Origin of the sequence: Nocardia sp. JMUB6875 (genome assembly GCF_041154655.1) — a bacterium.
Taxonomy (GTDB): Bacteria; Actinomycetota; Actinomycetes; order Mycobacteriales; family Mycobacteriaceae; genus Nocardia.
On sequence record NZ_BAAFGR010000017.1, the window covers coordinates 1 to 19,671 of the forward strand.

The following is a 19,671-nucleotide window of genomic DNA, read 5'->3' on the forward strand; positions in this document are numbered from 1 at the left end:
GTCCCGGAGCGCCCGCCCGCCGCCCGCCTGCCCGCCGCCGACCTGACCGTCGAGCACCGCTGCGATCCCCCGATCGAGCGCGTCGACATGGCCGCCTTCGTCGGCCGCATGCTCGCCACCGAACTGCACACCAAGCTCTCCGCGGCCGCCGTGGCCTGCACCCGCCTGATCATTCACGCCGAAACCGAAGCGGGCGACGAGCTTTCCCGCATCTGGCGCTGCGCCGAACCCCTCACCCCCGACAGCACCGCCGACCGCATCCGCTGGCAGCTCGACGGCTGGCTCACCCGCCGCGCCCTCGATCGCGCCCGGGCGCAACAGGATTCCGATGATCCGAACGCCGCCGTCACCATGCTGCGCCTGGAACCGGTCGAGGTGGTCTCGGCCGGTGCGCTGCAACTGGGCCTGTGGGGCGGCGTCGGCGAGGACGAGGAGCGGGCCCGCCGCGCGCTGATCCGGGTGCAGAGCCTGCTCGGCGGCGACGCCGTCCGCATGGGTGTGCTCAGCGGCGGCCGCGGTCCGGGGGAGCGGATCACCATGGTGACCCTCGGCGAGGAACCCGTCCCCGCAGCGGATCCGGCCCAGCCGTGGCCCGGCCGCTTACCGGAGCCCGCGCCCGCGCTGGTGCTCACCCATCATCCGAAGATCCGTTTGGAGGATGCCGACGGCGTTCCCATTTGGGTGACCGATCGTGGTCTGTTCACCGCGGATCCGGCACTGCTGCACTGGGGTAGCAGTTCCTGGCGGCTCACCGGGTGGGCCGGGCCGTGGCCGCTGGACGACCGCTGGTGGACGCATCGGGTCGAGCACGGTTTCGCCGCGCGGGCCCAGGTGCAGATTCACGCCGAAGATGTCCGCCGGCTGCGCGCGCTGCTACTGCTCGGCTACAACCGGACCTGGCATGTGGAGGGTCTGTACGAATGAATCGAAGGCGCGAATGAATCAAATGCCCAGCGGCAGGTGCAGATCCATCATGTCCGGCCACAGGTCGGTCCAGGGATGCGCGGGCCCGCGGCAGATCGAGATCGCGATATCGGTGTTCACGCCCGGGAAGCCATTGGGCACATCGAGGTGTTCGAGCACGGTCACCGAGGTGAACTGCCGCCGCAGGGTCGGGTCGGCGCTGTCGATGCCGACGTAGAGGACCGAGCCGGTGCCGGCCGGGGGCGGCCCGAAGTAGCCGAACCCGCGGTTGGGGGAGTACACGGGCGGGAGGCCATAGTCGCGGCCGAAGTTCTGCAGCGCGGCCGCCTGCCAATAGTTCTGGGCGACGATCACTTTCGGGCGCTCGGACTCCGGCAGCTGCCGGTAGGCCTCGGCGACCTTCGCGGTCAGTTCCGACCAGCCCGAGTACCCGTAGATGCTGGTGCGCACCGCGAAGTCGGCCTGGGTCCGGATGACGCCGTGCACCCGGGAGGCCGGCTGCGGCAGGCTGGCCAGCAGAATCGCGATGATGGCCAGCGACAGCGCGATGATCGGCCCCGCGATCATGCGCAACAGCCGCCCGCCGCGGTCGTTCACCGAGTACGGCAGCGAGGCCGCGCCGATGCCGAACAGCACCGGCAGGAATCCCGCTGTGTAGTAGGGCCGTCCGTGCCCGATGAGCACGACCAGCACCAGCAGGCCCGAGGCGACGAGCATGAACATGTAGGGCCGCAGCCAGCGCTGCCGGGCCAGGCACCAGAACGCCCAGCCGGCGAGCAGTCCGCCGAGCAGTCCGCACAGGCCGATCATTTGCGGCAGGCAGGCCAGGGGCCCGCCTCCCGCCGCGTCCTGTTCGGCGCCGATCACCTTGCTCATGGCCAGCGCCGGCCAGCCGTGCGTGTGCTGCCACCACAGGCCGGGCACCGCGGAGACCGCGAAGATGGCGACGCCCTTCCACAGCGCGCGTCGCCACAGCAGCTGCCGCGGGCCCGCGACGAGGATGCCGCCGGCCAGGCACAGCAGGATCGTGGGGATGAACCATTTGACCTGAAGATCAACCGCGGCAATGACGCTGAGAACGATGAGCAAACGGTCGTCACGGGTGCGGATCCAGCGGATCAGCAGCCAGATGATGGCGGCCTGCAGGGTGGCGTCGAAGGAGAAGGTGCTGAGCTGCACGGCCTGGGTCGCGGCCAGCGGCGAGATCCCGTAGGCGGCCGCCGCGACCAATTGCGCGGTGCGCGAGCCGCCCAGTTCGTGGGCGACCAGGGCGCTGATCACGATCGCGCCCGCGGTCATCAGCACCGCGGGTAATCGCAGCATCGGCGCCGAGCCCGGCGCCAGCACATCGGCCAGATGGGCGATGAGCGGGATGATGACGCCCTGGTCGGCATAGGTGAGACTGCGGTGGGCGCCGGCCGCGACGAAATACAGTTCGTCGCCGAAGAAGTCGTAGCGCCACGTCGGGATGGCCAAGAACACCGCGCAGAATGCGGTGAGCAGAAGGACCCGGACCGTAGCGAAGGATGGCCGCGGCGGGCTCGGTTCCTCGAGATCGACCGCGGGGGCGGCAGCATTGAGAACCATATTTCCCCGACTGAAAAGCACTGTTGAATCGGAGAAGACGCTACCGGCACGAATGACCGATTCTCCACAATGTGAAAGTGATCTATTTCATAGCCCGAACGCCTGCGCATTACCCCAGGACAGGTACTGTTTCGCTGTCATCCGCAATCGGAATGAATAGGCAACTGAATCGGTCACTCCGCTATGGCGGTGCGCACAAAGTGCGGCGCCGACACATCGCGGATCCGTACTCTGGACGATCGTGGAGTTAGCGGTCGCCAGGGTCTCGCTCGATGACGTCTCGATCGCCTACCGGGATTCCGGGGCGACGGGCGGGCATCTCCACAGCGACACCCCCGTGGTCCTGGTGCACGGCATGGGCGGGGACGGGCACACCTGGGATCGCTTCGCGGCGCAACTGGTGCGCCGCGGCCGCCGGGTGATCATTCCGGACCTGCGCGGCCACGGCCGCAGCGCACACACCGACTCGTATCGATTCCCCGAATTCGGGGCCGACATCCTGGCGCTGTGCGAACGGCTCGGGCTCGCGTCCGTCGATCTGGTCGGGCATTCGCTGGGCGGTTACGCCATCTCCTGGGTGGCGATGGAACGCCCGGAACTGGTGCGGCGCTTGGTGATCGAGGAACAGCCGCTGCCGCTGCGCTCCGGCGACGAGCAGATGAAGTTCACCCGGCGGTTGCCGTCGGTGCCGGAACTGTGGCACGCCACCACCAGTCTGATCCGGCATCCGCGCGCGGTGCTGGCCTTCGACCGGTCCATGACCGGCACGGCGCTCGAACAGTTCCGCAAGCCGTATCCGGAATGGTGGGAGGGGCTGGCCGACATCACCGCGCCCACCCTGTTCCTGCGCGGCGGGCCGGGCGGCATGGTGGATCCGGCGAAACTGGAGCAAATGCGGGCGAGTCTCGCCGACTGCACGGTGCGCACCTTCCGCTCCGGCCACAGCATCCACCGCGACCGCTATCGCGAATTCGAGACCGAAGTGCTCCCCTTTCTGGGGCATTGAGCTGGCGTTATCTACAGTTGAACGGTGTCCGCATCCGAGCGTCCCACGCTGTGGTTCTCCGACGAGCAGTCCTTCCGGGACTGGCTGACGGCCAATCACGCGGCCGTGGACGGGATTTGGCTGAAGTTCGCGAAGAAGGGCTCGGGATTCGTCTCGCTCGACTATGACGGGGCGCTGCGCCAGGCCCTGTGTTTCGGCTGGATCGACAGCCAATCGAGGACCCTCGACGACGACTTCTTCGTCATGGGCTTCACGCCCCGGCGGCGGCGCAGCCAGTGGTCGCAGCGCAATGTGGCGCTGGTGGGCGAGCTGATCGCGGCCGGGCTCATGCATCCGGCCGGGCAGGCCGAGATCGACCGGGCCAAGGCGGACGGGCGCTGGGAGAACGCGGTGGGACGCGATCTGCCGCAGGACTTCCTGGACGCGCTGGCCCGATATCCGGAGGCCGCCGCGTTTTTCGAGACGCTGCCCACGCAGTCGCGCATCGCGGTCGGGTACCACCTGGGCAGCGCGGTGCGGCCGGAGACGCGACAGCGGCGGCTGGAACAGGTGATTCGGAAGTTGATCGACGGGAAGCCACTGTGAATATGGGAATTTCGCTGTGACGGGGTTCGAGGGATTGTCGTGTTCGGCTGCGGCGGAGGAGGTTCCGCTACCCGGCAGCGCGACCCGGATCACCGGCTGGTTGTGCGTCGAACAGCCCGGCGCGTGGGGGCGCGATGTGATCGGCGACGAGGTGCTCGGTCCGGCCATCACGCCGGAACTGGCCGCGCGCACCAAGGCCGCGCATGTCCGGCCGACCCTCATCCGGCGTCCCGGCCGCAATGAATTCTCCGGTGTCCGAACGGTTCTGCTCGCCAGCTCGCGTCCGGAGGGCTCGTGGTGCGAGCGCTTCGAGATCACCGATCTGCGTGAGCTGCTCGATATCGACCTGCACCTGCTGAACGGCCCGTCCCCGGGAATCGGTGCGGCCGTGACGGATCCGCTGGTCCTGGTCTGCGCCCACGGCAAGCGCGACCAGTGCTGCGCCCTGCTCGGCCGCCCCATCGCCGCGAGCCTGTCCGCCGCGAATCCGGACCGGGTCTGGGAGTGCTCCCACACCGGCGGCCACCGCTTCGCGCCCGCCGTCATCGTCCTCCCCACCGGCCTCACCTACGGTCGCCTGACCGAGGATTCGGCCCACACCATGCTCGCCGCCGCCGACAAGGGCGAGGTCTCGCTCACCGGCTTCCGCGGCCGCAGCTGCTACACCCCGGTCGAACAGGTCGCGGAAGTCGCTGTCCGCCAACGCATCGCCGACGCCTCCTACACCCTGGCCACCCCGGCCATCGACGACTCCGGTTCCGTCACGGCCGCTCCCGGCGATATCGATCCCACCGTGGGCGTCGACGACCTCACCGTCACCCCGGCTCCCGACCATCCCGAATACTCCACCGACCCGGCCACCTACGCGGGTGCGGCCGAGGTGACCCATCGGGACGGCCGCCGCTGGCTCGTCACCACCCGCACCGTCGCCTACGCACCCCGCCAGGCCAGCTGCGGCGCGTCCCCCAAACCCGCCACCGCCGTCGTGGTCGACGAGGTCCACCCGCGATGACCTGCGAGGCGTAGCCGCTCCGACACGCCCTCGCCCACCGAAAATCGCGGGCGTGCGGGCCGTCGCGGCGGTTAGCATCGGGGTGCGGTGCTGACGGGCGTGACGAACCCCGAGCCGCGACGGCTGGTCACCGTGAACGACCGACCAGAGGCGGCCGGATCTCGGTCGCGAAGGTGTGGTGGCACCGCGACGGACCCGATCGCCCACACCTCCCGGGGAATGACTACCAGGAGGTGAGATTCGATGATGCGCAGTCTCTGCGGAAGCCTGGCGGCGGTGCACGACGCCGAGCCCGGATCGACGGTGATGCTCGAGGGCTGGGTGCATCGGCGGCGGCAGCTGGCCGGGGTGGATTTCGTGGTGATCCGGGACCGGTCCGGGCTCGCGCAGGTCGTGGTGACGGAATCGACTGTGCGGGAACAGGTCGCGGGGCTGCCGGAGGAGACGGTGGTGCGGGTGACCGGACGGCTGGCCGCCACGGCGAAGGCCCCGGGCGGGGTGGAGGTCGTCGAGCCGGCGTTCCACGCGCTCAGCGCGCCCGCGTTGCCATCGCCGGTCGAATTGTGGCGGCCCGCACTGGGTGCGACGCTGCCCACCGTGCTCGACCACGCCGCGTTGACCTGGCGGCATCCCGCGCGGCAGGCCGTCTGGAAGATCGCGGCGGCTTCGCTGGCCGGGTTCCGGCGGCACCTCGACGGGGCCGGGTTCACCGAGGTGACGACGCCGAAGATCGTGGACGGATCCACCGAGTCGGGTGCGAATGTGTTCGCGCTGGACTACTTCGGATCCACCGCGTATCTCGCGCAGTCGCCGCAGCTGTACAAGCAGATGCTGACCGGCGTCTTCGAGCGGGTGTACGAGGTGGGGCCGGTCTTCCGCGCGGAGCCGCACGACACGACTCGCCATCTGTCCCAGTACATCTCGCTGGACGTGGAGTTCGGGTTCATCGACAGCCACCGGGAGGTGCTGGCCGTGCTGCGGGACACGCTCGCGGCGATGGTCGAGGGCATCCGGGTGACGGCGGCGGCCTCGGTACAGATGCTGAGCGCCGCGTTACCGGTTGTGCCCGAGCGGATTCCGACCGTGCATTTCACGGAGGCACTCGAAATCGTCGGCGCACCGGCGGATGAACCCGACCTCGCGCCGGAACACGAACGGCTGCTGGGGAAGTGGGCGCTGGAACAGTTCGGTTCCGACTTCCTCGCCGTCGAGGGATATCCGGCCGCCAAGCGCCCCTTCTACACCCATCCGCAGCCCGGTGACCCGCGCTGGACCAACTCCTTCGACCTGCTGTTCCGGGGTCTGGAACTGGTCACCGGCGGGCAGCGGCTGCACCACCACGCCGACTACCTGGCCGCCCTCACCGCGCGCGGCGACGACCCGGCCGGGTATCCGGCCTACCTGGAGGCCATGAGCCACGGCATGCCGCCGCACGGCGGGTTCGCGATCGGGCTGGAGCGGTGGGTGGCGCGGCTGCTCGAGGTCGACAATGTCAGGTGGGCAACCCTTTTCCCGCGCGATACGCACCGAATGCGGCCGTGAGAGCGAGGGCGAACAGGAGGGCTGCGGCGGCTGCGAACCAGTCGCCGTAGCGGGCGTAAAGGGTTTCGCCGGTGGAGGTGGGGATGGCGGCGAGGACCGAGCGGGTGACGGTGATATCGGTGTCGGAGGTGGCGAGGAGGCGGCCGTGCGGGTCGCTGGCGACTAGTTGGCCCAGCTGGGGAGCTCTCGCCACGCCGACGCCGGATTCGACGCCGCGCAGGACGGCCATGCGGCTGTGGATCCAGCGGTCGTCGCGGAAGTCCAGGGCGGGGACCAGGAGCAGGGTTGCGTCATTGGCGTGGTTGGCTCGGACCAGGGCGGGGCGGTCCAGGTCGAAGCAGATGGCCAGGGCCCAAGTGGTGCCGGGGACCTGGGTCCACGTGGTGCCGGGCTGGAGGTTGTCCTCCAAACCTGGGACCAGGTAGTGCTTTTCGTAGACGATGCCGGAGGGGTAGTCGATGGCGGCGTTCACGCTGGTCCCGCCGCGGGTGAGGAGCAGGCCCGCGATGATGTGCAGGTTGCGGCGGGTCGCCACCTCGGTGAGTGGGGTGGCCAAAGTCGGCAGGGTGGAATCGGTGGCACGCCAGGACTTCTCGGGTAGGACAACGGCCTTGGCGCCGTGATCGGCCAGACGTTCCACCTCGGCGACCACGCGGGTGATCATGTCGCGGCCGTCGGGGGAATCGACCGGGACGAAGTCCTCGGGCTGAGATACGGCGACCAAGCCCACCGGCACCGTGGGACCCGTCGCGGCCGACAGCTGCCAGAAGCCGTAGCCGCACACCGCGAGCGATGCCGTGAGACCGGCTGCCGCGCAGCGGATTCGGGTTCGGCGCGGGGTCGCGGTGTCGATCAGCGCCGCCAGTATCGTCGGGACCAGCATGACGAGGAACGAGATGCCCAGCCATCCGGTCAGCGACGCGATCTGGATCACCGGCAGCACATCCGACTGCGTGTAGGCCAGGCTCCACCATGCGCCGAACGGGCCGAAACGGGAGACCAGATACTCCATGACGACCCATCCCGAGGGCAGGGCGAGGATTGCCGCAGCGCGGCAGCCACGGCGGATCAGGCTGCGGGTCAGCACGATCAGACCGGCGTAGATCGTCGCCGTGCCGATCAGCAGGCCGATCGCCGACAGCGGGGGCTGCTCGACCGTGTCGAGGAAATAGTGCCAATAGGGAAACGCCCCGGCCAGCCAGGACACGAACCCGGCCGCGAAAGCCACCCGGGCGGAGACGCGGGGAGCGATCAGCAGGACGGGAAGCGGTGCGAGAGCGGCGAATCCGGGCCACGGGTGCAGGCCGATACCGAACTTCCACAGCACCGCGGAGACAGCCGTCGCGACGACTGTCAGCGGGACGATCTTGGGAACGAAAGTCCGAGCGGAGCTTTCGACAGGGCTGGTGGTTGTCACCCTATCGATGCTGGTCCGGCGGCCGCACACGCACATCGCCGAGGAGAGCGATCCCCGCCTCACTCCTGCGGGCGAGACTAGTGGCCCGGGATAACCAGCCCGGCCTCGTACGCGAAGACCACCGCCTGCACCCGATCCCGCAACGCCAGCTTCGAAAGCACCGAACTCACATGCGTTTTCACCGTATGCTCGGTGACCGTCAGCGCCTGCGCGATCTCCGCATTGGACTGCCCGCGCGCCAGCTCACGCAGGGTGTCGCGCTCCCGGTCGGTCAACTCCGCCAGCCGATTCACCAACTCCGGCCGCGGATTCCCCTGCCCGGCAAGCTGCGCGATGACCCGCCGCGTGACAGCGGGAGCCAGCAACGCCTCACCCGCCGCCACCACCCGCACGGCGGCCACGAGCTCCTCGCGCCTGGCATCCTTCAACAGAAACCCGCTGGCCCCGGCCCGCAGCGCGGCATAGACGTATTCGTCCACGTCGAACATGGTCAGCACCAAAACCTTCGCGTCGGTGCGCGCACAGATTCGGGCGGTGGCCTCGACCCCGTCCAGCCGCGGCATGCGGATATCCATCACCACCACATCCGGCGCGAGCGCCTCCGCCAGGGCGACGGCCGCCAACCCATCGGCGGCCTCACCCACTACGGTGATATCGGGTTCGGCGGACAGGATCAGCGCGAAACCGCCCCGGAACAGGTCCTGATCATCGACGACGAGCACGCGCACCGCTCAATTCTCCTGTGCGATGGGCAGTTCGGCACGAACGGTGAAACCGGCATCGGAACGACCGGCGACCAGCTCTCCGCCACAGGACTCGACACGTTCCCGCATACCGGCCAGGCCCGATCCCGAGTACGGCAGTGTCTCCGCAGCCGTGCCGTCATCGCTGATCCGCACCCGAAGCCGATCCTCGGACCAGTCGAGTGCCACGTCCACTCGCCCGGCCCGCGCGTGCTCGAGCGTATTGGCCAGTGCCTGCTGCACCACACGGTACGCGGTCACATCGACGTCGCTGGATACCGTTCGGCGCGTGCCGTTCTCGATCATTTCGGCCACCAGGCCACCGCATCGCGCACCGTCCACCAAATCCGGAATGGCCACGATTCCCGGCTGATGGCGCGCCTGCGCGGAACCGTCGCGCAGCACTGCGAGGCTGTGCCGCAGATCGCCGACCGCCGCCCGACCGGTATCCGCGATCCCCGCGAACACGGCATCGGCCCGATCCGGATCGCTGTGCGTCAACAGCGGCCCGGTCTCGGCCTGCACGATCATGGAACCCAGTGCGTGCGTGACGATGTCGTGCACATCCCGCGCGATCCGGACCCGCTCCCGCGCCACCGCCGCACCCCGCTCCTCCTCCAGCCGCCGCGCCCGTTCCCGCAGTAGTTCGATCTGCGCGTGCCGGGCTCGCACCCCGGTTCCGAGCGTCCATGCCGTCGAAAATGACAGCGCCGCATAGGCATACGACTCCACCGGCTCATTGGGCAGGGCCAGCGACGCCAGGATCCCGATCGCCCCGACCACGGCGGCCGTCCACCGCGCCATCGAACCGCTGTACGCGGCAATGGTGTACGCGCACACCACTGTGCCGTACGGCAACGCCGGCAGCGCATGCGTACACGCCAATACGGTGATCGCCGTCCCGACCGCTGCCCCCGTCGCCAACGGCGCACGCCGCCGCCACATCAATGGCGCCGACGCCGCCACCGCTGCGACGACCACCCACCACGGCCGCTCGTTGCCCAACTGGGGCGCGACGGTCGCCACTGTCACAAGGCCCGTGACAATGGCGTCGACCATCCACGTCGGCACCTGCCGCACCCACCTCGGCGCGCGCCGCCGGCGTTCGGCCACCGAGGCGACATCGTGAATACCCATAGCCCATCGAGTCTGCCCCGCAACGACCCCGGTTCGCCTCCCGCACAAGGATGATCCCCACCCCGTACGCGAGAGCGAGCCGCCCGGCCGGGATTACCAGTAGGTGCCGGGGACCAGGCGGGCGGCTCGGCGGAGGGCGGTGCCGGTGGCGCGGACGGCGGGCGGGACCGGGCGGCGGCGGTGGCGTCGGGGGACTTCGGGTTCGAGGTCGGTGGTTTCGGGCTCGGGGGTGGCTTCGCCCTTGGCGGCGGCGGAGTCGGGGATGGCGCGGTAGTAGCGGTGGAGGACCCGCTCCTTGATGGCGGGGGCGAAGAGCTGGCCGTATTCGGCGAGGGTGCCGATGGGGACGTCGATGCGGCGGGGGCGTTCGGTGAGGGCGCGGACGATGGTGGCGGCGGCCCATTCGGGGGATTGGGTGCCGGTGCCCTGGTCGCCGCTGGGGGTGATCATGGGCGTGCGCACCAGGGGCATGTGGATGGTGGTGAAAGTGATGTTGCTGGAACGCATTTCGGCGGCGGTCACCTCGGCGAACTTGTCGAGGGCGGCCTTGCTGGCCAGGTAGGCGGCGAAGCGCGGGGTGGCCACCTGGACGCCGGCGCTGGAGATGTTCACGATGTGGCCCTCCCCGCGCTCCCGCATGCCGGGCAGCAGGCCGAGGGTCATGCGCACCGCGCCGAAGTAGTTGACGGCCATGGTGCGTTCGAAGTCGTGCATGCGGTCGGTGGAGCGGTGCACGGCGCGGCGGATGGACCGGCCCGCATTGTTGACCAGCATGTCGACGTGCCCGTGCACCTCGAGAATGGTCGCCAGGGTCTTGTCGACGGAGTCCTGATCGGTGACATCGCACTGGTAGCCGAAGGCCCGGCCGCCCTGCGCGGTGATCTCGTCCACCACGGTGGACAGCTCGTCGGCGCGGCGGGCCAGCAGGATCACGACCGCGCCCTTTTCCGCGACGGCGAAAGCGGCCGAGCGGCCGATGCCGGAGGAGGCTCCGGTGATGACGACATGCTTGCCGTTCAGATCACGGCGGGCACGCCGTCGGGCCAGGTAACCGGTGTCTTTTTCGGCCGAAACGTCGGTCATCGCTGCTCCCTTACAGATCGAATTGCCTCGAACTTACTCCAGAGTCAGTTACCGCGCCACGACCGATTGGCGTGCCGCCGTAGAGACCGCTCGGTTTCGAATGTATGTTCGATACTCGAGACCGGTCGGATTGCGGAGGAGGTGGGTCGATCGTGGGCTGGCACAACGGCCCGCCGTCCTGGGCGGAGATGGAGCGGGTGCTCTCCGGGCGGCCCGATCCCAAGCGGATAGACGGGGACGGCGGCGACGGTCCGGCCTGGTCCCGCAAGCGCGACAAGTACGAGGCGGGCAAGCTCGACCGGGTCCAGCGCTCGGCGACCCCCTACGCCGAACTGCACACGCATTCGGCCTACAGCTTCCTCGACGGGGCCAGTCAGCCCGAGGAACTGGTGGAGGAGGCCGTGCGGCTCGGCCTCGAGGCGCTCGCGCTCACCGACCACGACGGGTTCTACGGGGTGGTCCGATTCTCCGAGGCGGCCCGGGAATGGGGGATGCCGACCATCTTCGGGGCCGAACTGTCCATCGGCACCGCCGCCCGGGCGGGCGCGCACCTGGTGCCGCGCGGTCGGCGCAGACGCGAAAACGACGCGGACGCACTGAATTCCGAGCCGCGCACCGGCACCCCGGATCCGGCCGGACCACATCTGCTGGTGCTGGCGCGCGGGCAGGAAGGATACCGGCGGCTCTCCCGGGAGATGGCCGCCGCGCACATGGCGGCGGGGGAGAAGGGCATTCTGCGCTACGACCTGGACCGGCTCACCGAGGCGGCGGGCGGGCACTGGCACATCCTCACCGGATGCCGGAAAGGCACTGTGCGACAGGCGCTTGCGCAGAGCGACGCGGCGGCCGAGGCGGCGCTGCGCGAGCTGGTGGAGCGCTTCGGCCGCGAGCACGTGAGCGTGGAGCTCACCCACCACGGGATTCCCGAGGACGACGAGCGCAATGCCCGCCTCATCGCGCTCGCCGACCGGGTCGGGCTGCCCGTACTCGCCACCACCGGAGCGCATTTCGCCGCACCGCCGCAGCGCCGCAGGGCCATGGCGCTGGCCGCCATTCGCGCCCGCTCCAGCCTCGACGATATGGCGGGCTGGCTCGCGCCCACCGGCGGCGCGCACCTGCGCTCCGGCGACGAGATGGCACGGTTGTTCGCCGCTTGCCCGCGGGCCGTCGCGAATGCCGTTGCGCTGGGCCGGGAATGCGCCTTCGACCTGCGATTGATCGCGCCGCAGCTGCCGCCCTTCGACGTGCCGGAGGGCCACGACGAGAACTCGTGGCTGCGGGAACTCACCTTCAAGGGTGCGGCTCGGCGCTACGGCCCGCGCGCCGGAAACGAACAGGCCTACCGGCAGCTCGAGCATGAGCTGCGGGTCATCGAGGAGCTGGAGTTTCCGGGCTACTTCCTGGTCGTGCACGACATCGTCAGCTTCTGTCACGACAACGACATCCTGTGTCAGGGTAGGGGTTCGGCCGCCAATTCGGCGGTCTGCTACGCCATCGGCATCACCAATGTGGATCCGGTCGAGAACAAGCTGCTGTTCGAGCGGTTCCTGGCGCCGGAGCGCGACGGGCCGCCCGATATCGACGTGGATATCGAATCGGATCGGCGCGAGGAGGCGATCCAGCACGTCTACGCCAAGTACGGGCGCGAGTACGCGGCACAGGTGGCCAATGTGATCACCTATCGCGGCCGGTCCGCGGTGCGGGATGCCGCACGGGCCCTGGGCTTTTCGACCGGACAGCAGGACGCCTGGAGCAAGCAGGTGAGCCGGTGGACCGGGGTCGCGCAGGAACAGCACACCGAGATACCGGATGACGTGCTCGCGCTGGCGGGTGAATTGGAGGGTCTGCCAAGGCATCTGGGCATCCACTCCGGCGGCATGGTGATCTGCGACCGGCCCATCGCCGACGTCTGCCCGACGGAATGGGCGCGCATGGCCGATCGCAGCGTGCTGCAGTGGGACAAGGACGATTGCGCCGCAGCGGGTTTGGTGAAATTCGATCTGCTCGGGCTCGGCATGCTGTCGGCGCTGCATTACATGATCGACCTGGTGGCCGAGCACAAGGGGCAGACCGTCGAACTGCACCAGCTGGATCTGAGCGAGGAGGGCGTCTACGACATGCTGTGCCGCGCCGACTCGGTGGGCGTGTTCCAGGTCGAATCCCGCGCGCAGATGGCGACCCTGCCGCGCCTGCGGCCCCGCAACTTCTACGACCTGGTGGTCGAGGTCGCGCTGATCCGGCCCGGGCCGATCCAGGGCGGCTCGGTGCACCCCTACATCCGCCGCCGCAACGGGAAGGAAAAGGTCGTCTACGACCATCCGGCACTGAAGAATTCGCTGGAACGCACCCTCGGCATCCCGCTGTTCCAGGAGCAGCTCATGCAGATGGCCGTGGACATCGCCGGATTCACCGCCGCCGAGGCCGATCAGCTGCGCCGCGCCATGGGCTCCAAGCGTTCGACGGAGAAGATGGAACGGCTGCGCGCCCGCTTCTACGAGGGCATGGAACAGCTGCACGGCATCACCGGCGAGAAGGCCGACCGTATCTACGAGAAGGTGTACGCCTTCGCGAATTTCGGCTTCCCGGAAAGCCATTCGCAGAGTTTCGCCTCGCTGGTGTTCTATTCGGCCTGGTTCAAGCTGCATCATCCCGCGGCCTTCTGCGCCGGGCTGCTGCGCGCCCAGCCGATGGGGTTCTACTCGCCGCAGTCCCTGGTCGCCGACGCGCGACGGCACGGGGTGGCGGTGCACGGGCCCGATATCAATCACAGCCTGGCCGAGGCGACCCTCGAATCGAAGGGCATGGCGATCCGGCTGGGGCTGGCCGCGGTCCGGCACATCGGCACCGAACTGGCCGAACAGATCGTGGCCGCCCGCGAGTTCGGGCCCTACACCTCGTTCGTGGATCTCACCGGACGCGTGGAATTGACTGTGCCGCAGGCGGAAGCGCTGGCCACCGCCGGTGCGCTGGGCAGCCTCGGCAGCACCCGGCGCGAGGCGCTGTGGGCGGCGGGCGCGGCCGCGGGGGAGCGCCCCGACCGCCTGCCCGGCACCGGCGCGGCCACCGCCGCACCCGCCCTGCCCGGCATGAGCGCACTGGAACTGGCCGCCGCCGACGTGTGGGCCACCGGCGTCTCACCCGGCAGCTATCCCACCGAATTCCTGCGCGAACGCCTCGACGCGCTCGGCGTCGTCCCCGCCGCCCGCCTACTCGACATCCGCGACGGCGCAAGGGTTCTCGTCGGCGGCGCGGTCACCCACCGGCAGCGCCCCGCCACCGCGGGCGGGGTCACCTTCCTCAACCTCGAGGACGAGACCGGCATGGTGAACGTGGTCTGCTCGGTCGGCCTCTGGGCCCGCTACCGCCGCCTCGCCACCACCGCCCCCGCCCTACTCATCCGCGGCCGCCTCCAGAACGCCGAGGGCGCCGTAACAATCGTCGCCGAACACCTGCAACGCATGGACCTGCGCATAGAAGGCCGCTCCCGCGACTTCCGCTGATCGCCGGTTCGGCACAATGGCCGGAGGATTCCGAAGGGAGCACGGCGTGCCCACAGTGGTCCGGGCAACCATCAAGCCCGGCAGCAAGAAAGGCCCACTGGTCGAGATTCTCGACGACGGGGCGCTGCAGCTGTACGTGCGCGCCCCGGCCGTGGAGGGCAAGGCCAACAAGGCCGCCATTGAACTGCTGGCCGACCACTTCGGCGTCCCCAAGTCCGCGGTCCGCCTCACCGGCGGCGCGACCTCCCGCTTCAAACGCTTCGAAATCGACGACTAGCGAAAGCTGGGACGGCTAGCGAAAGCTAGACGGCCCCCGGGAAGCCCAGCTGCCGCCAGGCCTCGTACACGGCGACGGCCGCGGCATTGGACAGATTCATCGATCGCCGCCCCGGCAGCATCGGAATGCGCAGCTGCTCGGTGACACGGGGATCGGCTAGCACCTCCTCGGGCAGCCCGGTCGGTTCGGGGCCGAAGAGCAGCACATCGCCCTTGCGATAGGCGATCTCGGTGTTGTGCTTGGTGGCCGTCGCGCTGAAGGCGAAGACCCGCTCGGGCGCGAGGGCGTCCCAGCAGGTGGCCAGATTCGGATGCACGGTGACAACGGCCAGGTCGTGGTAGTCCAACCCGGCCCGGCGTAGCTTCGGCTCGGATAGGTCGAAGCCGAGCGGTTCGATCAGGTGCAGCTCGCAGCCGGTACCGGCGGCCAGCCGGATGGCATTGCCGGTATTGGGCGGGATGCGCGGTTCGAAGAACACGAGATGGAACACGGGCACCAGCATCGCAGAAGGCGGGAACCGAACTGTTCGGCGACCCGGTTGGGGATGCTCGCGGCAGGGGAGGGCCGGTTAAGCTCGTGCGGTGAATTCAGCCCATGCCGCACCCGAGAGCCGCAGCAGTCGCGCGGGGGCGTTCGTGCGCGACAATCTGCCCATGCTGCTGGTGGCCGCGGTGCTGGTGGTGGCCGTGGTGCTGCTGGCCTGGGATCGCTGGCGCCGCGGGACCTACGTCTTCGGCGGGGCGACATTGCTGGCGGCGGCGCTGCGGATGATGCTGCCGACCGATCGGGCGGGGCTGCTCGCGGTGCGCGGCAAGGCCTTCGACGTCGCGTGGCTGACGGTGCTGGGCGGCGTGATCATCGTGCTGGCCGCGACCATCAGCAGCCTCGGCGTCACCTAGCGACGCGCCGAGGTCGGGGCCGCGACCGGAGTCGCGGCACTGAATCATGAGAGGGGTGCCGCCGGGCGACCGGCGGCGGGGGGATGGCTAGACCGAGGTCATGCGGCGGCCGAGTTCCCGCCGGCATATCTCCTGGTCCGGGAGTCTGTGTAGGACGCGAAGTATGGCCGGGCGGAGTTCACGCTGCTCTTCCTCGGAAAGCAGATCGACGAGATCGCGGAGATCCATGTCATCGAATGCGGCGGTCATGGTTCACAGATTACGGCCGCCGGGCTCCGCGCACACGTATTCGGAGCGTCCGGTTACGGAGGTGTCATCCGCGCGAAACCGGAAGCGCGTCACGACAATTCGCGCGAAACAGCCACGACACGCGAGGTAACGCGCCACCGGGTGAGGCAGCGTAGTTGCAGCGGTTCGGCAGCGCTGATACAGCGGCCGGACGCGCGGTGATTCAGTGACCGGTCGCGCGCCGGGCGGCGCGCGCCAGATCCATCGTTTCGTGCGCGAGCTTGCCGACCGCGTCGAACTCGGTCAGGAAGCCGTCGTGGCCGTCCTTGGAGTGGATGACCTCGAGTCCCTTGGAACCCGGCAGCAGATCGGCCAGCTCCTGCTGGGTGCGCAGCGGGTAGAGCCGGTCCGAGTCGACCCCGCCGATCACGCACGGCACCGGCGTCGCCGCCAGCGCCGCCGCGACGCCGCCGCGGCCGCGACCCAGGTCGTAGCGGTTCATGGCCTCGGTGAGCAGCACATAGGTGCCCGGGTCGAAGCGCTGGATCAGCTTGTCGGCCTGGTACTCCAGGTAGCTCTGGACCGCGTAGCGCCCACCGGCCCACGGATCCTCGTCGCCCTGGGCGTGGTTCTCGAAGCGGTGATCGAGCTCGGCCTCGGTGCGGTAGGTCAGGTGCGCGATGCGCCGGGCGATGCCCATGCCGGCCATGGGCGCGCGCCCGGTGCCGTGGTAGTCGCCGCCCTGCCAGTCCGGATCGGAGGTGATGGCGGCCTGCTGGGTGGTCTGGGTGCCGATCTGGTCGGCGGTGGCGCGCGCGCCGACCGCCAGCACCAGGGCCGCGCCGACCCGCTCGGGGCTGCCGACCATCCACTCCAGCACCCGCATGCCGCCCATGGAGCCGCCGATGGCGGCGGCCAGGCGGTCGATGCCGAGCAGATCGAACAGCTTGCGCTCGGCGGTCACCTGATCGCGGATGGAGATCGCGGGAAACCGTGAGCCCCAAGGCTTTCCGTCCGCCGCCAGCGAGGCCGGGCCGGTGCTGCCCTTACAGCCGCCCAGCACATTGGTGGCGATGACGCACCACTCGCGGGTGTCGATCGGCGCGCCCGGGCCGACGATGCCGTCCCACCAGCCGGGCTGGTTGTGGTGCACGTCGGCGGGGCCGACCACATGCGAGTCGCCGGTCAGCGCGTGCTCCACGAGCACCACGTTGTCGGCGTTCGCGGAGAGTTCGCCCCACCGCTGCACGGCCAGCGTCACGTCGGGAATGACGGCCCCGGACTCGAGCTCCACATCCCCGATGGCAATGGTCCCGAGCGTCCCGTCGGGCGGCGGGAGCAACAACTCGGCCGCGTGACGGGACGTCCTCGATTCGATGTTCACGGTCAACTTGCCGCCGCCGTCAGGCCCGCGCGCAGATCCGCCAGGATGTCGCCGATGCCCTCGATGCCCACCGCCAAACGCACCAGACCAGGCGTGACACCGGAAGCCAGTTGCTCGGCGGGTGTCAGCTGCGAGTGCGTGGTGGAAGCCGGGTGGATGACGAGCGAGCGCACATCCCCGATGTTAGCGACATGGCTGTGCAGCACCAGCGCCTCCACGAACTTCTTGCCCGCGTCCACGCCGCCGGCCAGCTCGAAGGAGACGATGGCGCCGACGCCCTTGGGTGCCAGCTGTTTGCCGCGCTCGAACCAAGGCGAGCCGGGGAGCCCCGCGTAGTACACCTTCTCGACGCCCGGCTGGCCCGAGAGGAACTCCGCGACGGCCTGCGCGTTGGCCACGTGCCGCTCGATCCGCAGGCTCAGCGTCTCGATGCCCTGCGCGATGAGGAACGCGTTGAACGGCGACACCGCAGCGCCCAGATCGCGCAGCAGCTGCACGCGCGCCTTCAGGGCGAAGGCGGGTGCGCCGAGGTCGGCGAAGACCGCGCCGTGGTAGCTGGGATCGGGGGTGGTGAAGCCCGGGAACCGGGACTCGCCCGCCTCGTTCTTCACCGTCCAGTCGAAGGCGCCGCCGTCCACGATCACGCCCGCGACCGCGGAACCGTGCCCGCCCAGGTACTTGGTGGCCGAGTGCACGACGATGTCCGCGCCCAGCTTCAGCGGCTGGATCAGGTACGGCGTGGCGACGGTGTTGTCCACGATCAACGGCACGCCCGCGGCGTGCGCGACCTCGGCGATGCCGGGAATGTCGAGCACCGAGCTGCTCGGATTGGCAACGGTCTCACCGTAGAACGCCTTGGTGTTCGGTCGCACGGCCGCGCGCCACTGCTCGAGATCGTCGGGGTCGGAGACGAAGCTGACCTCGATGCCCAGCTTGGGCAGCGAGTAGTGCAGCAGGTTGTAGGTGCCGCCGTAGAGGTGCGGGCTGGCCACGATGTGGTCGCCCGCCTCGGCCAGATTCAGGATCGCGTAGGTCTCCGCCGCCTGCCCGGAGGCCAGCAACAGCGCCGCGACGCCGCCCTCGAGGGCGGCGATGCGCTGCTCGACCGCGTCCTGGGTGGGGTTCATGATGCGGGTGTAGATATTGCCCGGCTCGGCGAGACCGAACAGCGCGGCGGCGTGATCGGTGTCGCGGAAGGCGTAGGACGTGGTCTGGTAGATGGGCAGGGCGCGCGCTCCGGTGGCCGAATCGGGCGCCTGACCGGCGTGAATCTGCTTGGTCTCGAAGGACCAGTTGGCCGGGTCGAGGGTGTCGTCAGCCGCAACGGCCGCGGACGCGGTCGAGTCACTCATGGGTTCTGCTCCAAAAACAAGGTCGCCGAATGGCGGAAGTTTGACGTTATCGAGAAGCGAATGGGCTTCGACAACAACACATTTCGGTAGACCTCCTGGTTGCGCTTGCGTTCGTCCTTCGAACGCCCGGTCTGCACCCGGAGCACCCCACCGCAGCTGGAGGGTTGCCGATCAGCAAGCCGGGGCCTTAACGCTGATGCTCTTGACCTGTTGCGAGATTCTAACGGGCCGACGCGGTCGCTTCGGAAGTGGGGCTCGCCACACCGGATACGCAGCAGACGCGGCGGAATTCGTGGAAGGCGGCCAGCACATTGTCGGCCAGCGCACGCGCGGTATCGGCGTTGGTGCAGTCCGGGAACTCGGATTCCTCGTCGAACTCGCACTCCATGCCCACCCGCATGATGCTGTGCCAGGTGGCGGCGATCAGGCGCACCGTCAGGTGGTCCTCGGGCACCTGCAGGCGTTCGGCCAGCACGTCGGTCATGGCGCGGGTCTTGGTGTCGGCCGATTCCATGCTCAGCGCGCGCACCGCGACGCTCTCGCGTGAGATGCGCTGCATTTGCTGGAACCAGCGGAAGGGCACCGGCGCATCGGATTCGATGATCTGGTCCACGACCGAGAGGAAGGCGTCGAGCAGCGCCTGCAATTCATCGCCGGTGATGGGCTGGGCGCGCAATGCCTCGGCGAGGACCCGGCCCATGCCCTCGATGGGGGCGATGACGATCGCCTCTTTGCTGTCGAAGTACCGGTTCACCGTGCGCGGCGAGACGTCGGCGGCGTCGGCGATCTGTTCCACCGTGGTCGCGTCGAAGCCCTGCTCGTCGCACAGTCGCAGCGCCACGTCGATGATTCGGTCCCTGGTCTGCTGCTTCTTGCGTTCGCGCAGGCCGGGGCGGTGTTCACGGACGCCGGGGCGGTGACGCGAGATCACACCGATGTGACTTGACAACTCCGACATGCCTCCATCTTAAGCCGTTAACGGTCCGTCCTGTCCC

At 69.2% G+C, this 19,671-nt stretch carries 17 protein-coding genes, 1 pseudogene and 1 riboswitch; of the genes and pseudogenes, 8 read left to right on the top strand and 10 right to left on the bottom strand.

The annotated features are described in order from the left end of the window. Positions 1–924: pseudogene (locus ACAM49_RS06770) on the top strand (DNA polymerase Y family protein); the annotation flags it as partial. A gap of 18 nt (positions 925–942) precedes the next feature. On the opposite strand, the gene ACAM49_RS06775 reads toward ACAM49_RS06770, so the two are convergent. Further along, entirely contained in the window at positions 943–2,511 is a 1,569-nt protein-coding gene (locus tag ACAM49_RS06775) for an ArnT family glycosyltransferase (protein ID WP_369634581.1), read from the bottom strand. Positions 2,512–2,752: 241 nt separating this feature from the next. On the opposite strand from ACAM49_RS06775, the gene ACAM49_RS06780 reads away from it, so the two are divergent. The 4 genes from ACAM49_RS06780 (at position 2,753) to aspS (ending at position 6,656) form a co-directional block, all read left to right on the top strand. After that, entirely contained in the window at positions 2,753–3,517 is a 765-nt protein-coding gene (locus tag ACAM49_RS06780; RefSeq protein ID WP_369634582.1) for an alpha/beta fold hydrolase, read from the top strand. Between the two features lie 24 nt (positions 3,518–3,541). Then, complete coding sequence (locus ACAM49_RS06785; RefSeq protein ID WP_369634583.1) at positions 3,542–4,102, top strand: YdeI family protein; 561 nt, start codon at positions 3,542–3,544, stop codon at positions 4,100–4,102. A gap of 16 nt (positions 4,103–4,118) precedes the next feature. Then, positions 4,119–5,114: a sucrase ferredoxin gene (locus ACAM49_RS06790; RefSeq protein ID WP_369634584.1), complete on the top strand. Its 996-nt coding sequence runs from the start codon at positions 4,119–4,121 to the stop codon at positions 5,112–5,114. Between the two features lie 243 nt (positions 5,115–5,357). Beyond that, positions 5,358–6,656, top strand: a complete 1,299-nt coding sequence (gene aspS / locus ACAM49_RS06795) for an aspartate--tRNA(Asn) ligase (RefSeq protein WP_369634585.1) — start codon at positions 5,358–5,360, stop codon at positions 6,654–6,656. Here aspS and ACAM49_RS06800 read toward each other — a convergent pair. The 4 genes from ACAM49_RS06800 to ACAM49_RS06815 all read right to left on the bottom strand — a co-directional run bounded on the left by ACAM49_RS06800 (position 6,607) and on the right by ACAM49_RS06815 (position 11,036). After that, on the bottom strand, positions 6,607–8,073 hold the full coding sequence (locus ACAM49_RS06800; RefSeq protein ID WP_369634586.1) for a hypothetical protein: 1,467 nt from the start codon (positions 8,071–8,073) through the stop codon (positions 6,607–6,609). The genes aspS and ACAM49_RS06800 overlap by 50 nt on opposite strands. A gap of 77 nt (positions 8,074–8,150) precedes the next feature. Beyond that, on the bottom strand, positions 8,151–8,801 hold the full coding sequence (locus ACAM49_RS06805) for a response regulator (protein WP_369634587.1): 651 nt from the start codon (positions 8,799–8,801) through the stop codon (positions 8,151–8,153). A gap of 3 nt (positions 8,802–8,804) precedes the next feature. Continuing rightward, on the bottom strand, positions 8,805–9,953 hold the full coding sequence (locus tag ACAM49_RS06810) for a sensor histidine kinase (RefSeq protein ID WP_369634588.1): 1,149 nt from the start codon (positions 9,951–9,953) through the stop codon (positions 8,805–8,807). Between the two features lie 93 nt (positions 9,954–10,046). Next, on the bottom strand, positions 10,047–11,036 hold the full coding sequence (locus tag ACAM49_RS06815; RefSeq protein WP_369634589.1) for an SDR family NAD(P)-dependent oxidoreductase: 990 nt from the start codon (positions 11,034–11,036) through the stop codon (positions 10,047–10,049). A 152-nt stretch (positions 11,037–11,188) separates the two neighbouring features. Between ACAM49_RS06815 and ACAM49_RS06820 the strand changes: the two genes are divergently transcribed. Further along, complete coding sequence (locus ACAM49_RS06820; RefSeq protein ID WP_369634590.1) at positions 11,189–14,536, top strand: error-prone DNA polymerase; 3,348 nt, start codon at positions 11,189–11,191, stop codon at positions 14,534–14,536. Between the two features lie 46 nt (positions 14,537–14,582). Next, the gene (locus tag ACAM49_RS06825; protein ID WP_369634591.1) at positions 14,583–14,813 is read left to right on the top strand and encodes a DUF167 domain-containing protein; all 231 of its coding nucleotides are present in this window, start codon (positions 14,583–14,585) and stop codon (positions 14,811–14,813) included. 25 nt (positions 14,814–14,838) lie between these two features. Here the strand turns inward: ACAM49_RS06825 and ACAM49_RS06830 are convergent, their stop codons facing one another. Then, positions 14,839–15,303 carry a tRNA (cytidine(34)-2'-O)-methyltransferase gene (locus tag ACAM49_RS06830; RefSeq protein ID WP_369634637.1) on the bottom strand — a complete coding sequence of 155 codons (465 nt, stop codon included), beginning with the start codon at positions 15,301–15,303 and terminating at the stop codon, positions 14,839–14,841. Between the two features lie 163 nt (positions 15,304–15,466). On the opposite strand from ACAM49_RS06830, the gene ACAM49_RS06835 reads away from it, so the two are divergent. Further along, positions 15,467–15,712 carry a DUF3017 domain-containing protein gene (locus ACAM49_RS06835; protein WP_369634638.1) on the top strand — a complete coding sequence of 82 codons (246 nt, stop codon included), beginning with the start codon at positions 15,467–15,469 and terminating at the stop codon, positions 15,710–15,712. Positions 15,713–15,799: 87 nt separating this feature from the next. Here the strand turns inward: ACAM49_RS06835 and ACAM49_RS06840 are convergent, their stop codons facing one another. The 4 genes from ACAM49_RS06840 to ACAM49_RS06855 all read right to left on the bottom strand — a co-directional run bounded on the left by ACAM49_RS06840 (position 15,800) and on the right by ACAM49_RS06855 (position 19,634). Continuing rightward, positions 15,800–15,961, bottom strand: coding sequence for a hypothetical protein (locus tag ACAM49_RS06840; protein ID WP_167333420.1), 162 nt, complete (start codon positions 15,959–15,961; stop codon positions 15,800–15,802). A 202-nt stretch (positions 15,962–16,163) separates the two neighbouring features. Next, positions 16,164–17,285 carry a homoserine O-acetyltransferase gene (locus tag ACAM49_RS06845; protein WP_369634639.1) on the bottom strand — a complete coding sequence of 374 codons (1,122 nt, stop codon included), beginning with the start codon at positions 17,283–17,285 and terminating at the stop codon, positions 16,164–16,166. A gap of 41 nt (positions 17,286–17,326) precedes the next feature. Further along, positions 17,327–18,676 (bottom strand): bifunctional o-acetylhomoserine/o-acetylserine sulfhydrylase, encoded by a 1,350-nt coding sequence (locus tag ACAM49_RS06850; protein WP_369634592.1) that lies wholly within the window; start codon positions 18,674–18,676, stop codon positions 17,327–17,329. Positions 18,677–18,772: 96 nt separating this feature from the next. Then, positions 18,773–18,884, bottom strand: a riboswitch (SAM riboswitch). A gap of 12 nt (positions 18,885–18,896) precedes the next feature. Continuing rightward, positions 18,897–19,634 (bottom strand): TetR/AcrR family transcriptional regulator, encoded by a 738-nt coding sequence (locus ACAM49_RS06855; RefSeq protein WP_369634593.1) that lies wholly within the window; start codon positions 19,632–19,634, stop codon positions 18,897–18,899. Positions 19,635–19,671 lie beyond the last annotated feature (37 nt).

Coding starts and splice junctions, on each gene's coding strand:
- ACAM49_RS06775 (WP_369634581.1), bottom strand. CDS start 2,511: ATGGTTCTCAATGCTGCCGCCCCCGCGGTCGATCTCGAGGAACCGAGC.
- aspS (WP_369634585.1), top strand. CDS start 5,358: ATGATGCGCAGTCTCTGCGGAAGCCTGGCGGCGGTGCACGACGCCGAG.
- ACAM49_RS06810 (WP_369634588.1), bottom strand. CDS start 9,953: ATGGGTATTCACGATGTCGCCTCGGTGGCCGAACGCCGGCGGCGCGCG.
- ACAM49_RS06815 (WP_369634589.1), bottom strand. CDS start 11,036: ATGACCGACGTTTCGGCCGAAAAAGACACCGGTTACCTGGCCCGACGG.
- ACAM49_RS06835 (WP_369634638.1), top strand. CDS start 15,467: ATGCTGCTGGTGGCCGCGGTGCTGGTGGTGGCCGTGGTGCTGCTGGCC.
- ACAM49_RS06840 (WP_167333420.1), bottom strand. CDS start 15,961: ATGACCGCCGCATTCGATGACATGGATCTCCGCGATCTCGTCGATCTG.
- ACAM49_RS06850 (WP_369634592.1), bottom strand. CDS start 18,676: ATGAGTGACTCGACCGCGTCCGCGGCCGTTGCGGCTGACGACACCCTC.
- ACAM49_RS06855 (WP_369634593.1), bottom strand. CDS start 19,634: ATGTCGGAGTTGTCAAGTCACATCGGTGTGATCTCGCGTCACCGCCCC.